We start from the raw sequence: 23,791 nt of genomic DNA on the forward strand, positions 1-23,791 counted from the left end.
GGCCATGAATCCGTTGCTGACCGCCTCGCCGTTGCCCTTTCAAATCCCCGACTACGCCAACCTGACCGATGCACAGTTCAAGGAGGCGATGGAGACCGGTCTTGCCGAGCAACGGGCCGCCCTGGAGGCGATCGCCACCAGCACCGAGCCACCCGATGTGGAAAACACCATCGCCGCCTGGGAGCTCAGCTCGATGACGCTGGACCGCGCCGGTTCGGCGTTCTGGGTGACGAAGGCCGCCGACGCCAACGAGCAGCGTGATGCCGTCGAGACGGCCCTGGCCCCAAAACTGGCCGAACACGGCAACGCAATCCTGCTGGACCGGCGCCTCTACGATCGCCTGGTGACGCTCCGCGCCCGGGCCGAGGCGGCGGAGGTGAACCTGGATGATCAGGACCGTTACTGGCTGGACGAACACATCCGCGAGTTCGAACGTTCCGGGATCCTGCTCGACGCCGACGCACAGCAGCGTCTGCGGAAGTTGAACGTGGAACTGGCGGGACTGTCCGTGGCCTTCGAACAGGCCCTGGTGGAGGGCCGGAACGCCGCGGCGGTGCTGGTCACCGACCCCACGGAACTGGCCGGACTCGATGAGGACGGGATCGCCGCCGCCAGGCAGGCGGCCCGGGCCCGCGGACAGGAGGGTTGGCTGATCGAGCTGACCAACACCACGGGCCAACCGGTCCTGGAGAACTTGACGAACCGTGACCTGCGCCGCCGCATCCTGGAGGCCTCCCTGGGGCGGGGGCTGGGAGGTGAACACGACACCCGGCAGCTGGTGCTGGGCATAGCAAGGCGCCGCGCCGAACGCGCCCGGCTCCTGGGCTACGAGCACCACGCGGCCTGGGTGGCCGCCGACGGCTGTGCCCGCACCACCGAGGCCGTCCTCGACCTGCTCGGGCGGGTGGCGCCGGGCGCAGTCGAACTCGCCGGCCGCGAGGCCGCCGAACTGCAGCGGGCGTTGGAACGGGACCACCCGGGGGCGAGGCTCGCCGCCTGGGACTGGGAACACTATGCCGCGAAGCAGTCCGCCGCCGAGGCCGTCGACCCGGCCGTGCTGCGTCCCTACCTGGAGTATCACCGGGTGCTGCACGAGGGGGTCTTCGCCGCCGCGACGGCTCTCTACGGCATCACCTTCCACGCGCGGCCCGATCTGCGCGGTTTCACCCCGGAGTCCGAGGTGTACGAGGTTCGTGAGGAAGACGGCACCCCGCTGGGTGCGGTGATCCTCGATCCGTTCACCAGAGCCACCAAGCGTGGCGGGGCGTGGATGACCTCCTTGGTGGACCAGTCGGAGCTGACCGGCGCCCTGCCCGTGGTGACGAACACCTGCAATTTCACCCGCCCCGTCGAGGGTGCTGCCTGCCTGCTGACCTGGGACAACGTGATCACGATGTTCCACGAGTTCGGTCACGCCCTCCACGGCCTGCTCTCCGAGGTCCGGTACCCATCGCGAGCCGGAACCGCGGTTCCCCGCGACTTCGTGGAGTTCCCCTCTCAGGTCAACGAGCTGTGGGCGTGGGACCAGGCCCTGGTTTCCCGGTTCGCGGTCCATCACGAAACCGGTGAGCCGTTGCCCCCCGAGCTGGCCACGAGGCTCCGGGTCTCCAGGTCCGCGGGTGAGGGGCACCACACCCTGGAACTGGTGGCCGCGATGCTGCTGGACCAGGCCTGGCACACCACCGCCCTGGAGGAGCTGCCCGCCTCCGTGGAGGAGGTGGAGTCCTTCGAGGCCGCGGCGTTGGAGCGGGCCGGGGTCGCCCATGAACTGGTTCCCCCGCGCTACCGCTCCTGCTATTTCAGTCACATCTTCGGCAGCGGCTACGCGGCCGCCTACTACGGATACCTGTGGGCCGAGGTCATGGACACCGACGCCTGTGCCTGGTTCGCGGAGAACGGCGGCCTGTGCCGGAAGGCCGGCGAGCACTTCCGTCGCGAACTGCTGGGACGTGGCGGCAGCATCGAACCCATGCAGGCGTGGCGCAATTTCCGCCGGGCAGACCCCGATGCGTCGCACCTGCTGCGCCGCAAGGGGCTTCCCGTGGCGCAGCGGTGAAGGACACGAAGACGCGGGAAAGGTTCCGGGCCGGGCCCGGGACCGGTGGGAGAAGACTCGGACCCGGTTGACGCGATTGCCCGCTCAGTAGGCGAGACTCAGCCGGGTCGCGAGGGCGGCGGCTCCGCGCGCCCAGGCGTGGAAATCCTGTTCCGCTACCACGAGTTCGGGTGGGTCGATGTCCTCGAAGCGCCGTTCCGCCACGACTCGGCGTACCAGTTCCATGCGGTTCTCGAAGTGAACGATGCCTTCCCCGGTCAGGAGGATCTTCTCCGGCCCCCAGAACTGTTTGACCAGCACCACCAGCTCCCCCAGGGCGGTGGCCGCTCGGTCCAGCACTGCCGAGACCGCGGGATCGTCGGTGAAACGCAGCTCCGCCAGGGCGACGTCCCGCCCCGCTGCTTCGCTGGCCGCCGCCCGGAGGGGTTCATCGGCCAGGACGTCGTGGAACTTCTGCCCCCACGTGGTCCACGCCTCCCCCACCATGCCGGTCGATCCCTGGTGCCCGACGAGCAGCTCATCGGCTATCACCGCCCCGGCCCCGACCCCCGCGCCGACCGTGATGACGGCGAAGTTGTGGGTGCGGCGCCCATGACCCACCCAGTGCTCGGCGAGTGTGAGGGCGTCGACGTCGTTGGCCGCCTTGCAGGGAAGCCCGCAGGTCTCGGTCACGAGCGCCGCCAGGTTGCCGTTCTCCCAGCCGAGCAGAGGCGAGGCACGCACCTCACCGAGCGGGTCCACCGCCGCCGCCAGTGCCACTCCGACCGCGCTGGGTTCGTGAGCGGAGAACTCCTCGACGATCCGGGCAACGGCCTCCGCGGTCGATTCGAGGGTGGATGTGTCGGCGGAGCGGACAGCCGTGGCCCGCACGTGACCGGCGAGCCCGGTGACCACCGCGTGCAGTTCCCCCGGTATCACCTTGACACCTACGAACCTCGCGGCGTCGTCGACCACCACCAGGGGAAGCGCGGGCCGTCCGAGCTGTTTCACCGGCACGGGTCTCTGCTCCTTGAGGATCCCCGCCGCGACGAGCGGCGTGGTCAACCTGGTCATCGAACCGGAACTCAGGCCGGTGCGTTGGGCGACGCCGACCCGGGCGATGGGGCCGTGGCGCAGAACCGTCTGCACCACTAGTCGCGACGTGGGATCGATGGAGTTGAGAATCACTGGCTGTTCCTTCTGGTGGTTGTCACTACGATGTTAGCGACAACAGCCGGTTGACTTGGTGGTTCACCTCAGTCAGGTGGCTCACGTCCTTCTGGCCGATGAAAACCGCCTCGAATCCGGGAGTGGTCAGGGCCGCCACGTCGGCAGCGTTCATGGTCACCGCCAGGTTCTGGGTGGTGCCCTCCTTCACGTGCGAGGTGAAGGCCGTGACATCCAGCCCGGATGCGTCGCGTACCTGGATGGAACGCTCCATCGCCTCGAACCTAGCGGGGAAGACCACCCCGGTGTCGGCGATCTTCATCTGGCATTCGGAGGAGCCCAGGTAGGCCGCCCATTTCCCCGCAGCCTCCTTGTCGTCGGCGAATCTGGTGACGGAGTCAGCCAGGCCGTTGAAGGGGCTCGAGCGATGTCCGGTGGGGCCGACCGGTGTCGGGGCGATCCTCAGGTCGATTCCGGGGATCGATGCGAAACTGGAGATCATCCAGGAGCCGTTCATGCCGAGCACGGCTTTGCCCTGGGCCACCTGCTGGTAGGAACCCGACTGTTTGCCGAAGGTTTCGTAGGAGGGCATGTAGCCCTTCTCCACCAGGCCGAAGTACCAGGCCATGGTCTTCTGGAAGTTGGGGTCGTCCAGGTTGAAATGGGTTCCCCAGGGGTTCTTGTCGAGGGGTTCCCAGCCGATGGAGCCGGTGTAGGCACCCCACTGGGTCTGCCCGAGATTCTCACCCCCGGCCCCCTCCGAGGCGAGTCCGTAGACCACGACGTTGTTCCTGTCAAATCCCGGTTCGTCGCCGCGGACACCGTTGGCGTCCACGCTCAGGTGGGCGATGATTTTCTCGAAACTGCCCCCGTCGTCGGGATTCCAGTTCATGTTCATCAGCTGTTCCCGGGTGACGCCTGCGGCATCGGTGACCTTCTGGTCATAGAAGTAGGCGATGGTGTCCCAGTCCTTGGGGACTCCGTATCGTTTGCCGTCGCGTCCCTTCCAGAGCCCTGCCAGACCTCCGACGTAGTCGGAATCGTTGACGTTGCGGGTCGCGTCGAGGTCGTCGAGCGGGACCAGGACCTCAAGGTCGACGAACTGTGCGTACTTGGTCAGGTGGTTGGTGAAAACATCGGGCGCCTGGTCCGCGATGAACCCGGCGGTCAGCTTGCCCCAGTAGTCATCCCAACCGTACTGGGTGATCCTGACCTTCAGTCCCGGGTTCGCCTCCTCGAAGGCGTCGGCGCAGGCCTGGTAGCCGGGTTGCTGGGTGGCGTCCCACAGCCAGTAGTCGATGACCCCGTCCGGACCACCGCCCTTCGCGGCGCAGCCGCCGGTGAGCAGTGTTCCCGCGGTCAGCAGGGACAGGACCGCTGCGGTTCGTTTCTTCATGGTGATCCTCACTTGATGCCGCTGAAACCGATGGAGTTGACGATGCGCTTGGCGCTCAGGGCGAAGAGCACGAGCATCGGGACCGCAGCCACGAGGGCAGCCGCCATGAGACCCGCCCAGTCGGGACCGGTGCTGGGGGTCTGGGAACGGAAAACCCCCAGCCCGACGGTGAGGACCCGCGAGTTCTCGGAGTAGGAGACCATCAACGGCCAGAAATAGTCGTTCCACGAACTGATGAAGGTCAGCAGGGAGATGGTCGCTATCGGCGCCGCCGACATCGGGAGGATGAGGCGGAAGAAATTGCCGATCTTGCTGGAGCCGTCGAGCAGGGCGGCCTCCTCCAGTTCAACGGGCACGTTCATGAAGAACTGCCTCAGGAAGAACACCGCGAACGGTGTCATGAGCATGGTCGGCAAGGAGATGCCGAGCAGGGTGTCGATCAGACCGAGTTGTTTGATGAGCACGAAGTTCGGCAGGAAGGTGAAGATGGCCGGCACCATCAGGCCTCCCAGGAAGAGGCCGTAAACCAGGTCCCTGCCCTTCCACTTCAGTCTCGAGAAGGCGTAGGCGGCGCAGGCGGAGAAGAACACCTGCCCGACCGTGACCAGGGTCGCGACGACGATGCTGTTGCCCAGGTATCGCCAGAAGTCGATGGACTGGCCGGAGCCTCCCTCCGCCAGCGCCTCCTTCCCGGCCTGGATCCCGAAGACCCGGGCGAAGCTGCCCGTGTTCCAGTCGGTCGGCAGCCACGATGTGGCGCCGCCGTAGAGGGAGGAGTTCGAGGACAGTGCGGTGCGCAGGATCCAGTAGAGAGGGAACAGGGTGATCAGCATGATGGCCCCCATCACCACCCAGGCGAGGATCCTTCCCCATGCGAGACGACGGTGCTCATTGGCCCGGACCGGGCCGGCGATTGCTGCTGTTGACATCTCGTGCTCCTCAGTTCAGGTCGGTCTCACCGGCGCGGGTCAGCCGGTACTGGAAGAAGGTGATCACCACGAGGATCAGCAGCAACGCCACGGACAGCGCGGACGCGTAGCCGAACTGGAACCTCCCGAAGGCCATGTCGTAGATGTAGAGCTGGAGCACCCGCGACGAGTTGACGGGCCCGCCCCGGGTGGCGATCGCCACCGTGTCGAAAACCTGGAACGAGCCGATGATCGTCATGATCAGCACCAGGGCCAGGATCGGGCGCAGCAGCGGTATTGTGATGCGCCAGAACATCTGCCATTCCGAGGCGCCGTCCACCCGCGCGGCCTCGTAGGCGGATTCGGGGATGGTCTGCAGTCCCGCGAAGATCAGCAGCGCCGTGTATCCCATGTGCCGCCACACGTTGATCAGCGCGATCGTGGGAATGACCGTCGATTCCTGGGACAGGAAGGGGATCGTGTTCAACCCCATCGAGGCGAGAACCTGGTTCCCGATTCCCAGCTGGGTGTCGAGGATCCACATGAACACGAGCGCAGCCACCACGTTGGAGACCAGGTACGGGGTCAGCACGATGGAGCGCACCCAGGTGGACTGGGTGAGCCTGTGCATCAACACCGCGATGAGCAGGGCCAGCACGGTCTGGACTCCGATGTTGACCACCACGTAGTAGATGGTGACGCCCGCCGCGTTCCAGAAAACTGGGTCCTCCAGCATGCGGAGATAGTTCTTGAACCCGACGAACTCGGGTTGCGTAAGCAGGTTGTAGTTGGTGAAGCTGAGCCAGATGCCGTTCAGCGTCGGCCACAGCAGGAAAACGATGAACCCGACGAACGCGGGCGCAATCATCGCCACGGCGAGGAGCAGATCGCTCCTACCCTTCTTGCCAGTGCCCACCCGGCCGGACACTGGTAATCCTGGACTGGTCATGACATACCTCCGTTGGTACGAATGACTTAATTCTGCAACAAAGATATGTCGTGGCGCAAGCCCTCTGGGCCAGATTTTCAGACCTTCGTGACGACGAACAGGACGGTTGTGGCCGGTCGGAGCACCGGGGCCCGCAGACCGACGTGCATCAGCTGCGCCCCTGTCAGTTCAAGGGGATGCCCGGCGTTGAGCCAGGGCACCTGGTGGGCCGGCGCCAGCGCGGGGCGTTCAATGACCCGGACCCGGTAGCGCGGCCCGGGTTCCAGGCCCGGGAATCTCAGCACGCCGAGGTTCACCGCGGGCGTCGCCTCGAGCATCGAGAGGGAGTAGATCCCCCCAAACTCGTTGACCACGCCCTTGAACCAAACCCCGGGGTCCGGCATGGCGACCCGCACCAGCCGCCCGGTCAGCAGCCGCCCACGGTGCTCCTTGTACCAGGCGATCCACCAGGCCAGCTCCGCGATTTCCTCCTCCGAGGCCCGGGCCAGGTCCCACTCGATCCCGAGGTGCCCGAAGACCGCCGTGGCGGCGCGATGGTTGAGGTCGTGCCAACGCCCCGTGACGTGGGAGCGCCCCGAGGCGATGTGCGATCCCAGCAGCTCCGCGGGCAGCAGCTGGGAGGTCCACCAGAGCATCCGCTGCCGGTCGTCAGGGTCGATGTTGTCGGAGACCCACACGCGTTCCGCACGTTCCATCACCTCCAGGTCGATCCGGGAACCACCCGAGGAGCAGGACTCGAACTCGACCTGCGGGAAGCGGCGGCGCAGTTCGTCGAGCAGCGCGTAGAAGGCGCGCGTCTGCGCCGCGACGGCCGGGCGCCCGTCAGGAGCGGTGCCCGCGTCGTTGAGGTCGCGGTTGTGATCCCACTTGACGTAGGAGATGGCGTACTCCTCCAGAATGGCCGACATCTGCCCCAGAACGTGCTCGTAGGCCCCGGGAATCGACAGGTTGAGCACCTGCTGGAACCGGCCCTCCAGGGGAAGGCGGTCGTCGAGCTGCATCAGCCATTCCGGGTGCGCCCGGGCCACGTCGGAGTCAGGGTTGACCATCTCGGGTTCGAACCAGAGGCCGAACTGCATGCCGAGCTCCGTCACCCGGTTCACCAGCGGATGCAGCCCGTCTGGCCACACCTCGGGGCTGACGACCCAGTCGCCGAGGCCGGCGTGATCGTCGCGGCGGGCACCGAACCAGCCGTCGTCGAGCACGTAACGCTCCACCCCGAGGGCGGCGGCGCGCTCCGCCAGGTCGATCAGGCGTGCGGGGTCGTGGTCGAAGTAGACCGCCTCCCAGACGTTCAGGCTCACCGGGCGCTCGGGCCCGGGGTGCACGGGCAGGGAACGCAGGTGCCGGTGGAAACGGTCGGCCTGGGCGTCCAGGCCGATGGCGTGGTTGAAATAGACCCAGGGCGAGGTGTATCCCTCCCCCACCGCCAGGCGCCCCTCCCCGGGCAGGAGCAGTTCACCGCCCCCGATGAGCTGGGTCCCCACGAAATCCCGTTCGGCGATGTGGACGTGGTTCCCGCTCCAGGCCACGTGACAGGCCCAGATCTCGCCATCCTGGTATCCGAACCCCTCCTCACCCAGGCTGAGCACGAAGGCCGCATCAGCGCCGGTCCTGCCGTGGCGGCCCTCCCTGCGGTGCGCCCCCATCGCGAACGGGCGGCGCTGCGGCATCCGCTCGGCAGCCCAGCGCCCCCCGAAATCCATGAGTTCGCGGGCCTGGCCGGGCACCGGCATCCGCAGGGTCAGCTCCGTCAGTTCGAAGACATCCTCCCCCGCGTTGGTCACAGTGGCACGCGACCTCACCAACCCGGTCGGCAGTAGCTCGACGGTCAGCAGCATCCGCAACCCGGCGGAAACCGCCTCCAACACGTACTCAACCGTCGCGGGTCCCGCGGATACGAAATCCCCGGCGGGTCTTCCATCAACGCGCACCTCGCTCACCCGCCAGTCGGGGCTCCAGGCCCTGCCCTCCCGGGAGCCGATCAGGCCCGGCGTCCCGGTCCAGCCGTAGCGGCCCTCCGGGATGATCCCCGGTCGCGGGCCAAGGTCGACAGAATTCCCCGGGATCATCCAGGCGAGCCCCAACCTCAGCTCCTCGAAACCGCCATCCGAGACCTCCCCCGGATCACCACCCCAGTGCACCACCTCGGGCATGCCCTCCGGACCGACCGCCAGCAGCAGCGCGACCCCGGCGGAACGAAGAACGATTCGCGAGCGCATGTCCCCTCCTGATAATTTTCGACATTGAAGTTATTCAACAGGGTAGCCGCCTTCCGAAAGCTTCAGGAACCACGGAGCCATGGATCGTCGCCCCCGATTAATTCACCGGGATCGAGATACGCGGAGGGCTCATCCACGGCACGCAACAGCACGGGGGTCAGCCGGAGCTTCGTCTCATTGCCGGAAAGCGCACGCCGATAGCTCCCAACATCGCTCCACCTACTCACCAAAGCCCACAAACTGGGTTCGTCAAGGTTGACCACAAGGTCCACACCGAGGCACCCCGGACGGGATCGCCAGACCTCGGCCACCATTCGCAGCCCCGCGGCAAGTTCCTCGTCGACTTCACGAAATCGGGAGATCGAAAGCACTGACCAAGGCTACCCATGGTTGGAATCACACCAGAAAGAATGTGATAATGATTCTCGTGAAGTTAAGAACCCTTGCACTCACGACTGTCGCGTTCCTGGCGCTCAGCGCTTGCTCATCAAACACCCCGAGCACCAGCACCTCGGCCTCCGGTGCTGCCAGCACCAGTTCAGGCAGCGCTGCTGCCCCGGGCGTCACCAAGGTCTCCGTCGCCTTCTATCCCCTCGAGTATGCCGCCACCAAAGCGGGCGGAGACAAGGTGAACGTGACAAACCTGACGCTGCCAGGCCAGGAACCGCATGATCTGGAACTGACCCCACAGCAGATCACCAGCTTGGAGGAGGCCGACCTGGTGGTCTACCTCAAGGGCTTTCAGCCCGCGGTCGACAAGGCGGTCGAACAGTCCGGGGCCAAGAACAAACTTGACCTCTCCCAGGTGATCCAGCTGCGCCCAGCAGCCGCCGACCACGACCACGATTCCGAGGCCGGTGAAACCGAGGACCACGACCACGGAACCACGGACCCCCACTTCTGGCTGGACCCCACCCTGGAGGCCAAGGCAGTCAGCGCTATCGCGGATGAGCTCTCGAAGATCGACGCACAGAACAAGAGCACCTACGAGATGAACGCGAAGAACGTCACCAACGACCTGACCGCCCTTGACGAGGAATACAAGTCGGGCCTGAAGAACTGCCAAGTCAAGACGATCATCACCACACATTCCGCCTTCGGCTACCTGACCGAGCGTTACGGCCTGGAGCAGATCGGCATCAGTGGACTCTCCCCGAACGAGCAGCCTTCCCCAGCACGCATCGCGAAGGTTCAGGAAGAAGCCAAGGAACACGGTGTGACCACGATCTTCTTCGAGACTCTGACCTCTGACGAGGTGGCGAAGGCGATCGCTGGGGACCTGGCACTCAAGACCGCCGTTCTGGACCCGATCGAAGGCATCACCACTGAATCCGCTGGGCAGGACTACCCATCGGTGATGAAGGCAAATCTCGACGCCATAAAGCAGGCCAATGGCTGTTCCTGAGGCCGAGCCGCTGGTGACCGCCGAGGGAGTTGACGTCTTTCTCGGCGGTCTGCCGATTCTCCGGGACATCAACCTGCATGTCCACGCCGGCGAGGCCGTAGCCATCGTCGGTCCGAACGGCTCCGGCAAGACCACCCTGCTTCGCACCTTGGCAGCGCTGACTCCTTTCCAGCAAGGTTCCATCGAATTGTTTGGAACCCCGCTCCGGCGATTCCGGGACTGGCACCGTGTCGGATATGTGCCACAACACGCCACCCTGAATGTCGAGAACGCCACCGTGCGGGAGGTAGTCACTTCCGGTCGGTTGGCGCATCGTGGAGCGTTTCGGTGGTTCACCCGCACCGACCGGGCGATCGTCGTTGAGGCCCTGGAACGCGTGGGCATGGCGAATCGGGCCCGGTGGCCCTTCACTCCACTGTCTGGTGGGCAGAAGCAACGGGTACTCATCGCGCGGGCCCTGGCAACCCAACCCGATCTACTGATCATGGATGAGCCCCTGGCCGGCGTCGACCTCGATGGCCAGGCGATCCTGGCCCGGCTACTTGGCGAACTCCGCGACGACGGCCTCGGGGTGATCCTGGTGCTTCATGAGCTCGAGGCCATGGCGACTGTGTTGGATCGGCTCATCCGGCTGCGTGATGGGCAAGTGGCGCCCCACACCGATGACCTCATGCAGAGCCCACACGCTCCTTCTTTCCCCCCCACTCCTTCCGAACTCAAGGACCCGTTCGAGGACAACTCATGAACATCTTCGCGTATCCCTTCATGCAACGCGCGATGCTCGCGGCCCTCCTCAGCGGCCTGGTGGCGCCGGCGATCGGCATGTACATCGTGCAACGACGCCTGTCGTTGCTGGGCGACGGACTGGGGCACGTCGCAATCATGGGGGTGGGGCTAGCCCTGTTGACCGGAACTGCTCCCCTGCCGATGGCTGTGATCACCTGCGTTGCCGGTTCTGTCGCCGTTGAGTTGCTCCGGCAATCCGGCAAAACCTCGGGAGATCTGGGGCTGGCTGTGCTGTTCTACGGTGGCATCGCCTCGGGCGTGATGATGGCCGGGATCGCTGGGCAGGGCCCGGCCGGTCTGTCCGCCTACCTGTTCGGCGCCCTCACCTCGGTGAGTGAATCCGATCTCTGGATCATCACAGCATTGGCGGTGGTGGTGTTGGTCTTCTCGCTGGGCTTGATGCCTCGCTTGTTTGCGGTCTGCGCTGATGAGGATTTCGCCCGGGTGCTCGGTATCCGGGTGAAACTGTTGAACCTTCTCGTCGTGGTTGTCGCCTCTGTGACCGTAACACTCTCGATGCGCACAGTTGGCCTACTTCTGATCAGCGCGCTCATGGTGATCCCGGTCGCCACCTCCCAGCAGCTCTTCATCGGTTTCCGCGCCACTCTACTGGGCGCGATGGGATGTGGTGTTGCATCGGCGGTCGGGGGCACTTTTGGCTCCTATCAGTGGAACACCGCGACAGGAGCCACAATCGTCGTGGTGGCCATCGTTCTGCTGGGAATCGCCACCCTGGTCGGATTCCTCCTACCCCCAGGACGGCGTCTCGTCGATCGCGGACAGGAAAAACGCACGCGACCCTGAACAACCCGCCGGGCCTGGCCTCTCTTCGGGTAGTGTGGTTTTCATTCAGCATGGTGATCCTCTCGGCCGCGTGGTGAGAAATCGTCACCATGCCCTGCTTGGAGACCACTATGACGAGCACTAGCACCCGCAACACTTGGCAGCGCGCCGCTGTGCGGGCTCTCTTGGCGAACACGGAAGAGTTCCGCACCGCCGCACAGATCCATTCCGAACTCCGTCAGGTAGGCGACAAGGTCGGACTCGCAACGGTGTATCGAGCGCTTCAGACGATGAGCGAGTCAGGCGACCTGGACGTGCTTCGCACTCCGGACGGAGAGTCTGCTTATCGCATGTGTTCCAACACTCACCACCACCATCTGGTCTGCCGGTCTTGCGGCTTGGCAGTGGAAATCTCCGCGGACACCGTCGAGTCATGGGCGGCCCAGGTGGCGAGCGAACACGGCTTTACCGAAGCGGGACACAACCTGGAAATCTTCGGGTTGTGTCGCACCTGTTCGTCCTGAGACCTGTCCGCGCTCACCTCAGCTGGTCATTTCACGGCGTCAGCCGGCGTTGCGCACAGAACAGGAACACGCGGACCACAAGGTTCGTCACCTTAACTTGTCCTGAGGAAAGGCAGAGACCTTAAGGAACGATCGAGATGCCATGTGGCATAGGCCGACACCACCCCGTGGGCCCGGCTGCGCAATGGCTCCTCGGTGAGCTGGACGTCCTCCCACCGCCCGGCGAGCAACGCCCCGAGCAGAGCGAGCAGTTCCGGGCTCGCGGACACCGAGCCAGAAGCCCGGCAGGCAGGGCACACTGCGCCACCAAGTTGCGGCGAGAACCAGCGCAGATTTTCAGTGGTCCCACAGCTCGCGCAGGCATCCATCATCGCGGCCCAGCCGGCGGCTGCCAGGCCACGCAGCAGGTAGGAGTCCACAACCGCAGTCATGGGAAGTTCTCCTCGCCCAAGAGCCAGCAACCCACCAAGTAGCAACCGGTATTGGGGCAACGACGGCACCCCATCCTCGGCAACCAGTCTGTCAGCAGCCTCCACCAACACCTGCGCCGCGCAGAAACGTTCGTACACGGCTCCGAGCATGGGTGGGTGCAATGATTCAACCTGGATGACCGTCTCCAGCGATCCGCGCCCCTCGGCCAGCTGCACGTCAACATGACCGAATGGCTCCAGCCGGGCGCCAAATTTTGAGCCGGTCCGACGGATTCCCTTCGCCACGGCCCTCACCTTGCCGTGGCCGCGGGTGAACAAGCTGATGATTCGGTCCGCTTCTCCCAACTTCCATGTACGCAAAACCACAGCCTCGTCTCGGTAAGTGCGCACCTCACCATGCTATCCGCCTCACCCGGTTAGGCTTCAGGAATGCCCTATCGCTCCCCTACGCCCCATCCTTCCGGTGCCCGCCCACCCGTGATCCCAGCAGCGAAACTACCTCGGCACGTGGCCATCGTGATGGACGGCAACGGTCGCTGGGCGAAACAGCGGGGACTGAAACGCACCGAGGGACACGCTCGTGGTGAAGCAGCCCTACTGGACGTCATCCACGGGGCTTTGGAGATCGGAATCCCCTACCTCTCCGCCTACGCCTTCTCTACCGAGAACTGGAAGCGTTCCCCCGATGAGGTTCGCTGGCTGATGGGCTTCAACCGCGAGGTCATCCACCGTCGCCGTGATGAACTGGACGCGATGGGGGTACGGATCCGCTGGGCTGGACGTAGACCACGGCTGTGGGGTTCCGTTATCCGGGAGCTGGAGCAGGCCGAGCAGCAGAGCTGCCGGAACAACAAATTGGTTCTTCAGTTCTGCGTCAACTACGGGGGCCGGGCGGAGATCGTGGACGCCGCACGTGAAGTGGCCCGCCTTGCCAAGGAAGGAAAACTGGATCCCAGTCGCCTCAACGAGGATCGTTTCCGCCGTTTCCTGGACGAGCCCGAAATCCCGGATGTTGATCTGTTCCTACGCTCATCTGGCGAGCAGCGCACCTCGAATTTCCTGCTCTGGCAGTCAGCCTACGCAGAGTTCATCTTCCTCGACCGGCTGTGGCCCGACTTCGACCGTCGCGATCTCTGGGCTGCCATCGAGCAGTACGCCACACGCGAACGCCGCTTCGGAACCGCCTGAGGAAGAAGAGAACCCGTTTCCCTGCTGCTTACTCGTGGAGGCCTCGCAAGCAGCATGCTTCAGACTTCTGGATTTAAGGCCTGAAGACGTGCAGGACGATCTGTGACTGCACCAGGAACCTCAGCTTCATTCCCGAAACGCCGATTCCCGAATCGATGTACAGCGTCGCCCTTCCCGCTTGGTAGCGACCGCGACTGTACTTCGGGAAGAGTCCCTGCCCCGGTACGTAGATCGCACCGACAAACGGCATCGCGACCTGTCCCCCGTGGGTGTGACCGCACACGGCGTAGTCGATGTCCGCCTTCTCCAGCTGGGGCAGGATCTCCGGGGAATGGGTCAGCAGGAACCTGAAGCCCTCCGGTGCCCCTTTCAACGCCTGGTCGAGGTGGGCGTGATCGGTGTAGGCATCACCCGCCCCCACCAGGGTGAAGCTTCCGAACTTCCCGGTGATCACCTCGTGTTCGTTGTCGATCAGTTTGATCCCGTGGCGGGCGTACAGCTCGACCAGCTGCGGCAGGTCCTCCGACCAGTGGTCGTGGTTTCCCAGGACCGCGTACATCGGGATGCCGAGCTCCGAGAGCCGGGAGAACAGTTCTTTGAGCGGGTCGAGGGTTTCGTTGCGGGTGTTCAGGGTGTCCCCCGCGATGACGATCAGGTGCGGTCCGGCGTCGCGCACCTGGGTCACGATGCTCGCAAGCTGGGCGGGATCGTCGCGCATGTGGATGTCGCTGAGCTGCATGATCCGCAACTCCCCGGCCAGCCTGTCCGTGACGGTGGTCTCGGTGACCAGCCGGGTGATGTGCACCTCCCGGTACACCTCGGCGGCGACGGCGGCAGCCGCGCACACGGTGACGACGAGCATCCACGCCAGCCGCCTCCGCCAAGGTTTCCTGCGTTCAGGCACGGGCAGCCCGGTTGAGCGCCGAGAGAATGGCCTTCATGGACGCGCTGGTGATCGACGGATCCACACCGACTCCCCAGAACACCTGCGCGTCGTCCCCGGTGCCGAGTTCGCACTCCACATAAGCCACGGCCTTCGCATCTCCCCCGGATTCGAGGGCGTGTTCCGAATAGTCGAGAACCCGGACCCGGGCTCCCGTTTCCGCCAGGGCGTCGACGAAAGCGGACACAGGTCCGTTGCCCTCGCCCTCGAGGTTGATGTCACGGCCCGCGGGGTCGTTGACGGTAGCAGTGATATGGAAATGCCCGTTCTGCGATGACGAACCCGCGGAGGTCAGCGCCCAAACCCCCTCGGACAGATACTCGGTCACGAAAATCCCGACGATCTCCTTCGAGGAGAGTTCACCACCCTCGACATCAGTGCGTTGCTGCACCACGCGACTGAACTCCATCTGGAGGCGACGTGGCAGCTCCATCTTCGCCTCGGTCTTCATCAGGTAGGCCACACCACCCTTGCCGGACTGCGAGTTCACCCGGATCACCGCCTCATAGTTCCGACCGACATCGTGGGGGTCGATGGGCAGGTAGGGTGCCTCCCACTCGATATCAGCGACGGTTTTTCCTTCAGCAGCGGCTTGCTTCTCCAGGGACTCCAGACCCTTCTTGATGGCGTCCTGGTGGGATCCGGAAAAAGCGGTGTACACCAGGTCCCCCGCATACGGTTGACGGGGATGCACGGGCAGGCCGGTGCAGTACTCGACGGTGCGGCGCACATGATCGATGTCGTGGAAGTTCAGCTGTGGGTCAACGCCCTGGGTGTAGAGGTTCAGGGCCAGCGTCACCAGATCAACGTTGCCGGTACGTTCTCCATGCCCGAACAGGCAGCCCTCCACCCGGTCGGCCCCGGCCATCTGTCCCAGTTCCGCGGCGGCGACAGCGGTTCCCCGGTCGTTGTGCGGGTGCAGCGAGACCGCCACGAACTCTCGGTTCTTGACATTGCGGCAGAAGTACTCGATCTGGTCGGCGTAGGTGTTCGGGGTGGAGCGCTCGACCGTGGCAGGCAGGTTGAAGATGATCTCGCGATTGTGGTCCGGCTGCCAAACCTCCGCGACGGCATTGCATACCTCGACGGCGAAATCTGTCGGGGTCTGGGTGAAGATCTCAGGGCTGTATTGATATCCGAACTCGACCTCCCCCAAGTGCTTTTCCGCGTATTTCATGACCATTTCGGTGCCTCGCGCGGCCAGGTTCACGCACTCGACCTCGTCGATGCCGAAAACCACCCGCCGGAATAGCTCAGCGGTCGCGTTGTACATGTGGATGGTGGCGCGATGCGCCCCGATCAGGGACTCGGCGGTCCTGGCGATCAGGTCCTCCCTGGCCTGGGTCAGCACCGAAATGGTTACATCCTCAGGCACGTGGCCACCAGTGATGAGCTGTCGGACGAAGTCGAAATCGGTCTGGGAGGCCGACGGGAACCCGATCTCGATCTCCTTGTAGCCCAGCTCAACGAGCAGCTCGAACATCCGCATCTTGCGGTTTGGGGTCATCGGATCGACGAGAGCCTGGTTTCCGTCGCGCAGGTCGGTGGACAACCAGCGGGGCGCTTTGGTGATGCGTTTGGCGGGCCAGGTGCGATCCGGAACCACCACCGGTTCGAAGGCGCGGTAGCGCCCCACGGGCATGGTGGTGGGGGTCTGCACGGGTTTGGGCTGGATGCGGGTCATTTGTTTTCTCCTTGCTGGATGACAGCCAGGCACACGAAGGCTCCGCAGCGAGGAGGCTGGCCGGTTTAGAACTGGGCCTCGCCGCGGCGGCGAAGGAGAAGGAATCGCTCTGCCATGCCCGAAAGCCTACTAGAAACCGAGCCTGTTCAGGTATTTCGTGTCGCGCTGCCACTCGCGCAGCACCTTGACGTGCAGACTCAGGTGCACCGGGGTGCCCAGTAGCCGATTGATCTGGAGGCGGGCGGCGGTCCCGATCTCCCGCAATCGGCTTCCCTTGTGCCCGATGATGATCCCTTTCTGGGAGTCACGCTCCACAACAATGGATGCGAACACGTCCAAGAGGGGTTTGTCTTCGGGTCGGTCGGGACGTGGCAGGATCTCGTCGATCACCACCGCTATGGAGTGCGGAAGTTCATCACGCACCCCTTCGAGGGCGGCCTCCCGGATCAGTTCGGCGATCAGCGTCTCCTCCGGCTCGTCGGTGACCTCCCCGTCGGGGTAGTACATCGGTCCTTCCGGCAGTAGACGAAGCAGCACGTCACGAACCGTGTCTACCTGGTCGTTGTTGAGCGCGGAGCAGGGAACCACCTCGGCCCACTGAATGCCGAGTTCATCCGCAAGCGCTGAGATGTCGACCAGATGGGAGAGCACACGTTCTTTGCTGGCCAGGTCGGTCTTAGTCGCCAGAGCCACCAATAGGGGCCGGTTCGACAACTCGGCGATCTGCGAGACAATGTAGCGGTCACCGGGGCCGATCCGCTGATCGCAGGGTAGACAGACGCCGACGACGTCCACCTCGGACCAGGTTTCGCGGACCAGCTCATTGAGACGCTCCCCCAGCAGGGTACGGGGACGGTGCAGACCGGGCGTGTCGATCAGCACAAGCTGTCCCGAGTCACAGGTGATGATGCCTCGCACCGCATGCCGAGTGGTCTGGGGTTTTGAGGAGGCGATCGCGATCTTCTGACCCACCAAGGCATTGGTCAGAGTAGATTTTCCCGCATTGGGCCGCCCGACGAAACAGGCGAAGCCAGAGTGGAAAGGCTGCTGGTCATTCATCGGTTTCCTCCTTGTTCTCCTGGGGCTCCTCGGGGCTGAGACGAACCAGGACAGTCCCTATCTGGTGGCGACGTCCCACAGCACGGTCGGCCACCATCTCAATGCCTTCATAGGTGACACTGGAGCCCGGGATGGGAACCACATTGAGGAGTTTTGCCATCAAACCGCCGACGGTGTCGACCTCCTCGTCCTGCAATGGGATACCGAACAGCTCACCCAACTCATCCACAGGCAGCCGGGAGCTGACCCGGTAATGCCCGGGCTCCGGGAGTTCTGCGATGGCAGGGATCTCGTGGTCGTACTCGTCGACGATCTCCCCCACAATTTCCTCAACGATGTCCTCCATCGTGCACAGACCCGCGGTGCCACCGAATTCGTCAATGACGATGACCAGGTGTGAATGACGAAGCTGCATGTCTCGCAGCAGTTCCGAGGCAGGTTTGGAGTCAGGCACGAAACTGGCCGGACGCATTAGGTCGCCAACGGTTTCGGTGCGTTCCGCGTCAGGGTAGTCGTAGACGCGCTTGGTGACGTCCTTCAGGTAGACCACACCAAGCACGTCGTCGATGCCTCCCTCCCCCACTACAGGGATCCGTGAAAAACCGGATCGCAGGGCCAGCGACAGGAGCTGCCTGAGGGTGCGATTCCTGGGAACCCAGACCATGTCGGTACGCGGAACCATCACTTCCTTGACGAGAGTGTCACCCAGCTCGAACACCGAGTGGATCATTTTCGACTCGCGCGCCTCGATCACCTCGTTGGCCTCAGCAATGTCGACGAGGTCCCTAAGCTCGGCCTCTGAGGCGAAAGGACCATCCGAGAATCCACGACCGGGGGTGAGCGCGTTCCCGAGCAGGATCATCAGCTGCGCAACCGGCCCCAGCACTGTGGTCAGCAGCGAAACCAGGGGGGCGAACACTCTCATGATCCGCTCCGGATGCTGCCTGCCGATTGTTCTCGGGGCCACTCCCCACAGTATGAAAAACACCACCAGCAAGATCGCCACGAGCGTCACCAGCCGAGGAGCCGTGCCCTCGATATTCTGGAAAACCGCCAAGGCGACGAGTGCCATGGCTGTCGCCTCGAAGGACATCCGGGTGAACATCACGGCATTGATGGAAGGGGCCGGGTCCTGGGCTATCAACCGGACCCGTTCCGCTCCGCGTACCCCCGATTCAGCCAGTTTCTCAGCCCTTCCGCGGGAGAACCCCGCGAGGGCGGTCTCGACAGCGACGAGCAGGGATGCGACAACAGCACAGACGAGTGCACCCGTCAGTTCTATCCACTCGAACTGGAACATGTGGAGGTGATCAACCAACCTTTGAAAGGAAACGCTTGAGCAGCCAGTTTAGTGGTGCCCTACGACGAAACGACCCGACGCACCGTCAGCCGTTGCCTGGCCGGTCGCTCCGACGGTTGTTGCGGGCGACCTCCCAGGCAGCGATGATCCTGTCGTTCAGCCCGAACATGACTGCCTTTTCCTCAGGTTCGGCGTGGTCGTGCCCCAGCAGGTGGAGCAGACCGTGGATCAGAAGGTATTCAGCCTCAGCCGCCGGTTCCCGACCGTTCTCTGCCGCCTGCCGTGCAGTCACCTGCGGGCAGAGCACGATGTCACCGAGAAGCCCGAGGGGCGGTTCCTCGTCTTCGGCGGGTTCCCGCAGCTCGTCCATCGGGAAACTCATTACGTCGGTCGGGCCGGGCAGGTCCATGAAACGCTGGTGATACTCAGCCATGGTGGCCTCATCCACCAGGAGGATCGACAGATCCGCCTGAGGATGGATCCGCAGGCGGCTGAGGGCGAACCGGGCCAGGGCCACCAGTCCCAGTTCGTCGGCCTGAACCCCGGATTCGTTGTTGATGTCAATCATCTGCCGCCCCTGCCCTGTTGGATGCTGTCATAGGAATCGTAGGCGGCGACGATTCTGCCGACCAGTCTGTGACGCACCACGTCACGGGCGGTCAGGGTGCAGAAGGCGATGTCCTCGACGCCATCGAGAATCTGGGTGACCTGTCGCAACCCGCTGCGCACCCCACCGGGAAGGTCGATCTGGGTGATGTCACCGGTCACCACCACCTTGGATCCGAACCCGAGCCGGGTGAGGAACATCTTCATCTGCTCCGAGGAGGTGTTCTGGGCCTCGTCCAGGATGATGAAGGCGTCGTTGAGGGTGCGGCCGCGCATGTAGGCCAGGGGCGCCACCTCAATGGTGCCGGAGGTCAGGAGCTTCGGCACCGAGTCGGCCTCAACCATGTCGTGCAACGCGTCGTAGAGGGGGCGCAGATAGGGATCGATCTTGTCGTTCAGGGTGCCCGGCAGGAATCCCAGCCGCTCCCCCGCCTCGATCGCGGGGCGGGTCAGGATGATGCGGCTCACCTGTTTGGACTGCAGGGCCTGCACCGCCTTCGCCATGGCCAGGTAGGTCTTTCCGGTGCCCGCCGGACCGATGCCGAAAACCACCGTGTGCCGATCGATAGCGTCCACGTAGCGTTTCTGGTTGAGGGTCTTGGGCCGCACGGTCCTGCCGCGAGCGGAGATGATGTCGGCGGTGAGGATCTCGGAAGGTTTCAGGTCCTCGACAGCCAGGTTGATCACCCGCTCCACGGTTTCCTCGCTCAACCCCTGGCCGGTACGGATTATGGTGATGAGTTCCGTCAGGATCTCGACGGCGGAGGCCACGTCCTCCGGTTCCCCGGTCACCGTCACCTGGCTGCCACGAACGTGGATGTCCGCGGCGAGCCGATCCTCCAAAACCCGCAGGAAGGCGTCCCGGGGACCGAGCAGCGTCACCATATCGATGGAGGCCGGAACCGTGACAACCCGGCTTGCCCGCTGAACTTCGTCTCCCACAAGTTCCCTTTCACGACCCGGACGACCCGGGCTCATGGTGATCCAGCTTAGATGCTACGGACGGAAACCGAACGACCAGGTCCAGTTGACCCCGGTTCACCCGGCTTGAAATGCCGACCAGGCCGCTTTCAGTACATCGGCCGCCACCTGGAGGCCTTCGATGCGTCCGAGTTCGGTGTCCTCGTGCTCGATGTTGAGGCACATGTCAGGATCCACGTCGTGAAGGGCCCGTATGAAATCGGCCCAGTAGGCCACGTCATGTCCCTTGCCCAGCGCGACGAAGTCCCACGATGAATCTTTCGGCCATTCGTTGACCCATTCATCGCCGCCAAGATTGACGCGTGGTTCGTCCGAAGACAACCGGCGGAAACCATTGTCCAGGACGCCATTCAACCTGGCGTTCTCGACATTGATCCGAACGTCCTTCGCTGCGGCGTGGAGGATCAGTGGCCCGAGTTCACGAACCACAGCAATCGGATCGGCCTGCTGCCAGAACAGGTGCGAGGCATCCATCTCGACACCAATGTTCGTTGCACCGGTCAACTCCACCAGCTTGCGAATGTCGCGAGCATTGAACACCAGGTTCTGGGGGTGCAGCTCAAGCGCCACCTTGACCCCATGATCCCCGGCGAGCTGGTCGATCTCGCTCCAGAACCTCGTGGCGATCTCCCACTGATAGTCGAGCACGTCGAGCGCAGCCGAGTTCCAAGCGTTGACGATCCAGTTCGGATGCAGGGTTCCGGGCTCGCCACCGGGCAACCCGGACATGGTCACCACTCGTTTCTGCCCGAGCGCGGCCGCCGCGCGAATGGAACGGCGGACATCCTCGGCGTGCTTCTCCCCGATGACAGGGTTGGGATGGAGAGGATTGCCGTTGCAGTTGAGGCCCGCGATCTCCACACCGGTGCCGTCGAAGCGCGCCAGATAGACCTTCGCCGCCGCCGGGTCGGTGATGATCTCGTCGATCTCGGGAATGTGCACCGGGGGCAGGAAACCACCTGAGTTGATCTCAATGCCATTCAACCCGAGGTCGGCGATCACCTTGATCGCGTCCTCCAGTGGGCGGTCGTGCAGAATCGCGTTGTAGACGCCGAGTTTCACAGGTTCACCTGCTTTCCGTTGCCTGCGGCCGACTGGGCGACTGCCGCAAGGATTTCCATATTGTGAACCCCCTCGTCGAAGGATGCGTTGCGAGGCAAGGACTCCTCCTCTGAGATTCCCGCGACCTCCTCCAGAAAGGCCCGTGCCTGGTAGGCGAAGCCTTCGTTCTGACCGAAACCAACACCGGAGACATCGATCGGCATACCGTCGGCCACATAGGGGTGGTCCGCCCCGAGATTCACGGTGCGATAGCCGTTTGTACCGGTTGTACCGGGGTGGTCGTCGTTGAGGTACAGACGGACCTGCGAAGGGGTGTCCTGGTGGAAGCTGGCGGCACCGTTTTCGCAGAACACCTCGAAATCAAGGCCGTTGGGATAACCGGCCGCAACTCGGGAGACCTCGAGGCTTCCCCGAATCTCCCCGAAGAACGCGGTGAAGGTGGCGTAGTCGTCGTTCTCCACGGTCTCCTTCCGATCGGAGATGGCAGCCAGTCCGTGCCCAACCACGGACCCCAGGGGCACGGGGCGTTCCTTGATCGCGGTGGCGAAGGCCCCTCCGGAGACGGCCGTGATCTCCCCGCAGAGGAACTCGGACAGGTAGGTCAGGTGACTGCCGAGGTCTGCGAGCGCGCCGGAGCCCATCGGGCCCTTGTAGCGCCAGCTCATCGGCGCCATCGGGTTGCAGCCGTAGTCACACCAGTAGCGGCCCGAGAAGTGCAGCACCCTGCCGAGGGTTCCGTCCTGGATCCAGTCCCTGATCGCCGCGACACCGGGCTGGCGGCGGTAGGTGAGGCCGATGCGAACGACGGAGGAGGCCTCCCGGGCCAGGTCGGCCATCTTCCGCGCCGAAGCCAGGATGTCGGAGAGCGGTTTCTCACACAGCACGTGCTTTCCGGCCTCGATGAGCCCCCTGACCACCTCGAGGTGCAGGCTGTTCGCAATGACGACGCTGACCACCTGAATGTCGGGATCCTCGGCGATGGCCCGCCAGTCCGTGTCGCTGCGCTCATAGCCGTAGCGGCGGGCGGCCGCCCGCCCGACCTCGGCGTTCATGTCTCCGATGGAGACGTAGCGCAGGTCCGGGAGCGTGGATTCGTAGAGTGTTGGTGCGACCCGGTAGGCGGCGGCATGGGCTTTGCCCGCCATACCGGCTCCGATGACGGCGATTCCTATGGTCATGCATCCTCCTCGATCCTTATTTGGAGCGCTCCAAGTGTTTTCACTGTAGAATCCGGCAAGCGCTTCGTCAACACTTGGATAGGAGAAAGATGACTCCGCCATCGTCCACGCCCAGACCGACCATCTACGACGTGGCGCGTGAGGCCGGGGTCTCGAAGTCGCTGGTCTCCCTGGTACTGAATGACTCCCCTCTGGTGGCCGAGTCGAAACGGGAAGCGGTCCGGGATGCGATCCGGAAACTTGGTTACCGGCGCAGCCAGGCGGCTTCCTCCCTAGCGAGCAATCGGACACGGACCATTGGCCTGGTAATCGATGATTTCCGCAACCCGTGGTTCGTCGAGCTGTTGAACGGTCTGCGCACCACGATGGGTCCGCACGGCTTCCATGTCGCGGTCAGGGAACACTTCGCACTGAAAGGCACCATCATGAATGCCATCGACGGGTTTCGTGATACCCAGGTCGATGCCTTGGTTGTGGCGGCGGAGCCGGGACAGGACTTCGAGAGCCTGGGTATTCCCACAGTGTTGGAGGGCACGCGGCGCAACACCATCGAGGGGGCCGATCTGATCAGCAGCGATCAGGTCCAGGGAGTGAATCTCCTGATGGAGCACCTGTGTTCCCTGGGACACGAACGTATCGGCCACGTCACCGGCGCCGGCGGATCCGCCGACATCCGCCGCAAAGCGTATTCGGACTTCATGAAGTCGGCGGGCTTGGATCCCCTGGTGGAAGGGTTCGCAAACCCAACCAACGAGGAAGGAGGGTATCTGGGAACGGTGGAGTTGTTGCGGAAGTCCCCTGGGCTGACTGCAGTCTTTGCGGCCAACGACACCATGGCTCTGGGAGCACGCGCTGCGCTGCGCGAAATCGGATATGAGGTACCGGGTGATGTGTCACTGGTCGGCTTCGACAACTCACAGCTCGCCCAGAGTCGTTTCCTGGACCTCACCACCGTGGACAATCATGCCTTCGACATCGGCATGGCCTGCGCCGAGGCGTTGTTGCGCCGGATCACTGACCCCGGCGCATCCCCCAGACAGATCACCATTCCGACCGGTCTTGTGATCCGCACCTCGTCAGCAACCCCAGGACGTGGCAGGCCGGAGAACCAAGCCGCGGACGCACGGGATTCCGTGAAGCAATGAACAGCAGGGATCCCGAGGCCATCCCGAGGCCGAAATAAC

The 23,791-nt window shown here is 64.0% G+C and carries 22 protein-coding genes; 7 read left to right on the top strand and 15 right to left on the bottom strand.

Features of this window, described 5'->3' with window-relative positions:
- Positions 1-4 precede the first annotated feature (4 nt).
- Positions 5-2,056, top strand: coding sequence for a M3 family metallopeptidase (locus V7R84_RS02650; RefSeq protein WP_338571747.1), 2,052 nt, complete (start codon positions 5-7; stop codon positions 2,054-2,056).
- An 84-nt stretch (positions 2,057-2,140) separates the two neighbouring features.
- Here V7R84_RS02650 and V7R84_RS02655 read toward each other — a convergent pair whose 3' ends face one another.
- The 6 genes from V7R84_RS02655 to V7R84_RS02680 all read right to left on the bottom strand — a co-directional run bounded on the left by V7R84_RS02655 (position 2,141) and on the right by V7R84_RS02680 (position 9,048).
- Positions 2,141-3,223: an ROK family protein gene (locus tag V7R84_RS02655; RefSeq protein WP_338571750.1), complete on the bottom strand. Its 1,083-nt coding sequence runs from the start codon at positions 3,221-3,223 to the stop codon at positions 2,141-2,143.
- A gap of 25 nt (positions 3,224-3,248) precedes the next feature.
- Positions 3,249-4,598 (bottom strand): sugar ABC transporter substrate-binding protein, encoded by a 1,350-nt coding sequence (locus tag V7R84_RS02660; protein WP_338571752.1) that lies wholly within the window; start codon positions 4,596-4,598, stop codon positions 3,249-3,251.
- Positions 4,599-4,606: 8 nt separating this feature from the next.
- Positions 4,607-5,527, bottom strand: a complete 921-nt coding sequence (locus tag V7R84_RS02665; protein WP_126377751.1) for a carbohydrate ABC transporter permease — start codon at positions 5,525-5,527, stop codon at positions 4,607-4,609.
- A gap of 10 nt (positions 5,528-5,537) precedes the next feature.
- On the bottom strand, positions 5,538-6,455 hold the full coding sequence (locus V7R84_RS02670) for a carbohydrate ABC transporter permease (RefSeq protein ID WP_126377749.1): 918 nt from the start codon (positions 6,453-6,455) through the stop codon (positions 5,538-5,540).
- Positions 6,456-6,532: 77 nt separating this feature from the next.
- Positions 6,533-8,677 (bottom strand): alpha-galactosidase, encoded by a 2,145-nt coding sequence (locus tag V7R84_RS02675; RefSeq protein ID WP_338571760.1) that lies wholly within the window; start codon positions 8,675-8,677, stop codon positions 6,533-6,535.
- A gap of 62 nt (positions 8,678-8,739) precedes the next feature.
- The gene (locus V7R84_RS02680; RefSeq protein ID WP_338571762.1) at positions 8,740-9,048 is read right to left on the bottom strand and encodes an antibiotic biosynthesis monooxygenase; all 309 of its coding nucleotides are present in this window, start codon (positions 9,046-9,048) and stop codon (positions 8,740-8,742) included.
- 47 nt (positions 9,049-9,095) lie between these two features.
- Between V7R84_RS02680 and V7R84_RS02685 the strand changes: the two genes are divergently transcribed.
- From V7R84_RS02685 to V7R84_RS02700, 4 genes are all read left to right on the top strand, one after another.
- The gene (locus V7R84_RS02685) at positions 9,096-10,082 is read left to right on the top strand and encodes a metal ABC transporter substrate-binding protein (RefSeq protein WP_338571764.1); all 987 of its coding nucleotides are present in this window, start codon (positions 9,096-9,098) and stop codon (positions 10,080-10,082) included.
- Positions 10,069-10,827, top strand: coding sequence for a metal ABC transporter ATP-binding protein (locus V7R84_RS02690; RefSeq protein ID WP_338571766.1), 759 nt, complete (start codon positions 10,069-10,071; stop codon positions 10,825-10,827). Before V7R84_RS02685 ends, V7R84_RS02690 begins: the two co-directional genes overlap by 14 nt.
- Positions 10,824-11,672, top strand: coding sequence for a metal ABC transporter permease (locus tag V7R84_RS02695; RefSeq protein ID WP_338571769.1), 849 nt, complete (start codon positions 10,824-10,826; stop codon positions 11,670-11,672). Before V7R84_RS02690 ends, V7R84_RS02695 begins: the two co-directional genes overlap by 4 nt.
- A gap of 110 nt (positions 11,673-11,782) precedes the next feature.
- Positions 11,783-12,175 carry a transcriptional repressor gene (locus tag V7R84_RS02700; protein ID WP_338571772.1) on the top strand — a complete coding sequence of 131 codons (393 nt, stop codon included), beginning with the start codon at positions 11,783-11,785 and terminating at the stop codon, positions 12,173-12,175.
- A gap of 92 nt (positions 12,176-12,267) precedes the next feature.
- Here V7R84_RS02700 and recO read toward each other — a convergent pair whose 3' ends face one another.
- A complete protein-coding gene (gene recO / locus V7R84_RS02705) occupies positions 12,268-12,996 on the bottom strand; it encodes a DNA repair protein RecO (protein ID WP_338571774.1) in 729 nt (242 codons plus the stop codon).
- A gap of 39 nt (positions 12,997-13,035) precedes the next feature.
- On the opposite strand from recO, the gene V7R84_RS02710 reads away from it, so the two are divergent.
- Positions 13,036-13,794: an isoprenyl transferase gene (locus tag V7R84_RS02710; protein ID WP_338571776.1), complete on the top strand. Its 759-nt coding sequence runs from the start codon at positions 13,036-13,038 to the stop codon at positions 13,792-13,794.
- 73 nt (positions 13,795-13,867) lie between these two features.
- Here the strand turns inward: V7R84_RS02710 and V7R84_RS02715 are convergent, their stop codons facing one another.
- The 8 genes from V7R84_RS02715 to V7R84_RS02750 all read right to left on the bottom strand — a co-directional run bounded on the left by V7R84_RS02715 (position 13,868) and on the right by V7R84_RS02750 (position 22,607).
- A complete protein-coding gene (locus tag V7R84_RS02715; protein WP_338571777.1) occupies positions 13,868-14,698 on the bottom strand; it encodes a metallophosphoesterase in 831 nt (276 codons plus the stop codon).
- A complete protein-coding gene (gene leuA / locus V7R84_RS02720; RefSeq protein ID WP_338571779.1) occupies positions 14,691-16,421 on the bottom strand; it encodes a 2-isopropylmalate synthase in 1,731 nt (576 codons plus the stop codon). The genes V7R84_RS02715 and leuA overlap by 8 nt, the downstream gene beginning before the upstream one ends.
- Before the next feature lie 129 nt (positions 16,422-16,550).
- The gene (gene era / locus V7R84_RS02725; RefSeq protein ID WP_338571782.1) at positions 16,551-17,480 is read right to left on the bottom strand and encodes a GTPase Era; all 930 of its coding nucleotides are present in this window, start codon (positions 17,478-17,480) and stop codon (positions 16,551-16,553) included.
- On the bottom strand, positions 17,473-18,780 hold the full coding sequence (locus V7R84_RS02730; protein ID WP_338571785.1) for a hemolysin family protein: 1,308 nt from the start codon (positions 18,778-18,780) through the stop codon (positions 17,473-17,475). The genes era and V7R84_RS02730 overlap by 8 nt, the downstream gene beginning before the upstream one ends.
- Positions 18,781-18,865: 85 nt before the next feature.
- Entirely contained in the window at positions 18,866-19,348 is a 483-nt protein-coding gene (gene ybeY, locus V7R84_RS02735; RefSeq protein WP_338571788.1) for an rRNA maturation RNase YbeY, read from the bottom strand.
- Positions 19,345-20,271 (bottom strand): PhoH family protein, encoded by a 927-nt coding sequence (locus V7R84_RS02740; RefSeq protein WP_338573800.1) that lies wholly within the window; start codon positions 20,269-20,271, stop codon positions 19,345-19,347. The genes ybeY and V7R84_RS02740 overlap by 4 nt, the downstream gene beginning before the upstream one ends.
- 153 nt (positions 20,272-20,424) lie before the next feature.
- Positions 20,425-21,429, bottom strand: coding sequence for a sugar phosphate isomerase/epimerase (locus tag V7R84_RS02745; RefSeq protein ID WP_338571790.1), 1,005 nt, complete (start codon positions 21,427-21,429; stop codon positions 20,425-20,427).
- Positions 21,426-22,607 (bottom strand): Gfo/Idh/MocA family oxidoreductase, encoded by a 1,182-nt coding sequence (locus tag V7R84_RS02750; protein ID WP_338571792.1) that lies wholly within the window; start codon positions 22,605-22,607, stop codon positions 21,426-21,428. Before V7R84_RS02750 ends, V7R84_RS02745 begins: the two co-directional genes overlap by 4 nt.
- 89 nt (positions 22,608-22,696) lie before the next feature.
- Between V7R84_RS02750 and V7R84_RS02755 the strand changes: the two genes are divergently transcribed.
- Positions 22,697-23,752, top strand: a complete 1,056-nt coding sequence (locus V7R84_RS02755) for a LacI family DNA-binding transcriptional regulator (protein ID WP_338571795.1) — start codon at positions 22,697-22,699, stop codon at positions 23,750-23,752.
- Positions 23,753-23,791 lie beyond the last annotated feature (39 nt).

It is taken from the genome of Arachnia propionica, assembly GCF_037055325.1.
Taxonomy (GTDB): domain Bacteria; phylum Actinomycetota; class Actinomycetes; order Propionibacteriales; family Propionibacteriaceae; genus Arachnia.